This window comes from Microcystis sp. M_QC_C_20170808_M3Col (assembly GCF_007095505.1).
Classification (GTDB): domain Bacteria; phylum Cyanobacteriota; class Cyanobacteriia; order Cyanobacteriales; family Microcystaceae; genus Microcystis.
On sequence record NZ_SFBY01000321.1, the window covers coordinates 1 to 3,454 of the forward strand.

General features: G+C 37.9%; 2 protein-coding genes and 1 pseudogene. 2 read left to right on the forward strand and 1 reads right to left on the reverse strand.

Translation table 11 applies throughout. The features are described from left to right. Positions 1-115 precede the first annotated feature (115 nt). Positions 116-2,485, forward strand: a pseudogene (locus EWV84_RS14730) (Eco57I restriction-modification methylase domain-containing protein); the annotation flags it as partial. A 78-nt stretch (positions 2,486-2,563) separates the two neighbouring features. On the opposite strand, the gene EWV84_RS14735 reads toward EWV84_RS14730, so the two are convergent. Further along, positions 2,564-3,025 carry a DUF29 domain-containing protein gene (locus tag EWV84_RS14735; protein WP_286825000.1) on the reverse strand — a complete coding sequence of 154 codons (462 nt, stop codon included), beginning with the start codon at positions 3,023-3,025 and terminating at the stop codon, positions 2,564-2,566. 91 nt (positions 3,026-3,116) lie between these two features. Here EWV84_RS14735 and EWV84_RS14740 point away from each other — a divergent pair. Next, a partial coding sequence (locus EWV84_RS14740; protein ID WP_287078590.1) for an RNA-guided endonuclease InsQ/TnpB family protein occupies positions 3,117-3,454 on the forward strand: 338 nt, incomplete at its 3' end.

Sequence of the window (3,454 nt, forward strand, 5' to 3'; positions counted from 1 at the left end):
TAGATCCAATAAACGCTTGGGGAGAGAATACCTCTACTTTTTCAGAAGCAATTCTGTCTAAGCAAGTAATCTCTGTGAACCAAGAATCCCCGTCTCTTTAGAGCGGGGAGTGTCAATTGATCTTAAACTCTGTGACCCCGCCATGGGCAGCGGACATTTTTTAGTGGAAGCAGTGGACTATCTCACCGATGAGTTAATCCAGATTCTCAATCTTTATCCCGAAGATAATCCCGTTTTAACCATGTTGGAAACCACCCGAAAAAATATTATCGACAATCTCCGACAACAGGGAATTATTCTCGATTCTCCCACCCTTGAACCAACGCAGTTATTACAAAGAGTGGTGATGAAGCGCTGTATTTATGGGGTAGATATCAATCCGATGGCCGTAGAATTGGCCAAGGTTAGTCTCTGGTTACATTCTTTCACAGTGGGCGCGCCTTTGAGTTTTTTGGATCATCATTTACGTTGTGGTAATTCTCTGATCGGAACTACCGCCAAGGATGCAGAAGCCGCTATGATTGAGGAAGAAAGTGGTCAATTAACTCTTTTAACCGGCCCTTTTGTCGGGTTACTTCGGGCCGCGGAAATTATGCGGGGAATTAGTACCCTCAGCGATGCGACTTTTGCAGAAGTGGAAGCAAGTGAACAGTTATTCCGTGATTTTGATAGTCAAGCTAAACCCTACAAGCGTTTATTAGATGTTTTCCTCTCTCGCTTTTTTGGGGTTAAAACTGCTATCGAGTTTCTGCAGCGTTACGGTGGCAATATATCGGCAATTAATTGGGATAAGTTACCCCCATCAGACCAACGAATTTTAGACCAAGCAGCTAGTTTATATAAAGATAAGCGCTTTTTTCATTGGGATCTGGAATTTCCCGAAGTTTTTATCGATCTTGATTCCGCTTCTTGGAAAGATAACCCCGGTTTTGATGCAGTTATCGGTAATCCTCCTTATGGTTCACCTTTTAATAACAATGAGATAACTTATTTCAAAGAATGCTACCACTGCATTAGTTATCGAGTTGAGACTTACGTTGCTTTTATGGAGAAAACTTTTAATTTTTTAATAGAATTAGGAGGTATAGTTTCCCTAATAGTTCCCGACAACTGGATGTATCTTGATTTTACGGAAAATTTAAGAATTAATTTATTAAAAAATGGAATTATAAAAAATATTGTTGCACTGCCGAGAACTGTTTTTAAGAGTGCCAAAGTTGATACAACAATTTATGTTATACAAAACAAAACTAACTCTCAATCTCACGAAACGTTAGTCACAACTTTTCTAAAAAAAGACGTTATTAATGAAATATCAAATAGTAACACTCAACAATTTTTGAGAAATCAAGATTACTGGTTGAGTTTTCATGAACATATTATCAATCCTTACCTTTCGTCATCAGAATTGCTGATTTTAGATAAAATAAATCATTTTAGTAATGATCTAAAACAAATAACTGCCATAAATTATGGTCTTAAAGCATACCAAAAAGGGAAAGGTCATCCTCCTCAAACGGCAGAAGTAATGGAGATTAAACCCTTTACAAATAACAATAAAGTAGATGAAAGCTATGCCCCGTTTTTTGAAGGTCAATCAATTCAAAGGTATTCGATTGATTGGTATCATAATAATTGGATCAAGTGGGGTAAATGGTTAGCAGAACCAAGAAATAAAGAACTATTCTGTCAGGATAGATTGTTATTTAGAAAAGTTGTTGACTCTAGACTGTTAGGATGTTTTTATCAAGAAGAAGCTTATAGTAATACTCTATTGTATGTAGTAAAGTTGAAAGATAGTGTTAATTATAACTTGAAATCACTACTGGCTATTTTAAATAGTAAATTAACGGGATTTGTTTTTAGAAAAAAGTTTGCAATTCAAGAAGAAGATACATTTCCTCAAATTTTATTAGATGATTTTGCCTCAATACCCATCCGAAAAATATCTTTTAACACCAATAGCGATCGCCGTCAACAGTGCTTAGAGAAACTTATTAAAAGTTATCAAGAAAAGCAAGAGATATTAAAGGAAATCGAGGAGCATATTAGGAGAGAGGAAACTGATATAGTCCATGATATTCTGGCATACTTAGCAGAACAGATGATCGAGATAAATCGGGAAAAACAAAAAGAAATCAAAAGCTTTTTGAGATATTTAGAGAGAATAATCGGCAGTGCGATCGATAATTTAACCAACAAATCAAAAATCCAAAACTATCTCGGTGACTATCAAAAAAGCGAACCTCATCTTAGCTTCGAGCAACTTGGGGAGATACTGAAAAAGAACAAAAAGAAAATTAGCGTTAACTTACTTGATCGCCAAATACAGGAAACCCTAGAAAAAGAATATCAAACCAGTCTAGAGAAACTTTTACCCCTAAAACAACAATTAAGCGCCACCGATGAATTGATCGATCTAATTGTTTATAAACTCTATGGATTAAGCGAGGAAGAAATTAAAATTATTGAAGGGAGAGAGTAAAAAAAAAGAATCAGCTGCCCGCGTAATTAAATTACTTGTTGAGATACAGATCCCGTCGAGGCGGTATAACCGTTAAATTTACGACCAATCCTGACTCGTATCGCAGAGGAAATGGTCGGCCATGATGTCCTCGAAGGTGAAAGAACAGTGAGAGGGAAAAGTCCGTATCGGTAAATCCGTCTCGCGTAAAGCCAAATCGACCCCGGCCTCGAAAGCATCGGATAAAGCCGTCGGTATCCGGGATTTTAAACTAGGATTACCCTCTAGATGCCGTCTGATCGCTCGTCTCTGTTCTCTAATCGTCAAAAACCAGCTGCGAGAACGTTTATCTGGCTGATATTCCCATTTGAGAAGATGTCCTACCAAAACGGTTAGACGGCTCACCAGTTCTCGATATTCTTGTTTACCCAAGGAAATGATTTCCTCCCGTAAGTTTTGCCAGTCCAGAGCTTCTACCTGTCGGTTGGCTAGAGCTTTCGCTTGTAGCTCTGTCCACCCATAGAAGTCGTATTCATACAGGGAATTGGCTTGATCTTTCATCGAAAATTTTGGGTCTGAAACCCCGTCGTTCTACGACGGCTTTACCGTTAAATACTAGCGCATTTACCAAATATATGCTAAAATGTGAGACCTGGAAAAAGCCTACTCGTTCCGATTTTACCCCACACCCGAACAAGAGTCCCTATTGCGGCGCACTTTGGGCTGTGTAAGATTAGTTTACAATAAAGCTCTCCATGTCAGAACACAAGCATGGTACGAAAAGCAAGAAAGAGTAGGCTACGCTCAAACTTCTTCAATGCTAACTGATTGGAAAAAGCAAGAAGAATTAGACTTTTTAAACGAAGTTATTTGTGTACCTTTACAACAAGGGTTAAGACATTTACAAACAGCTTTTACCAATTTCTTTGCTGGTCGTACTAAGTATCCTAACTTTAAGAAAAAACATCAGGGAGGAAGTGCCGAATTTAC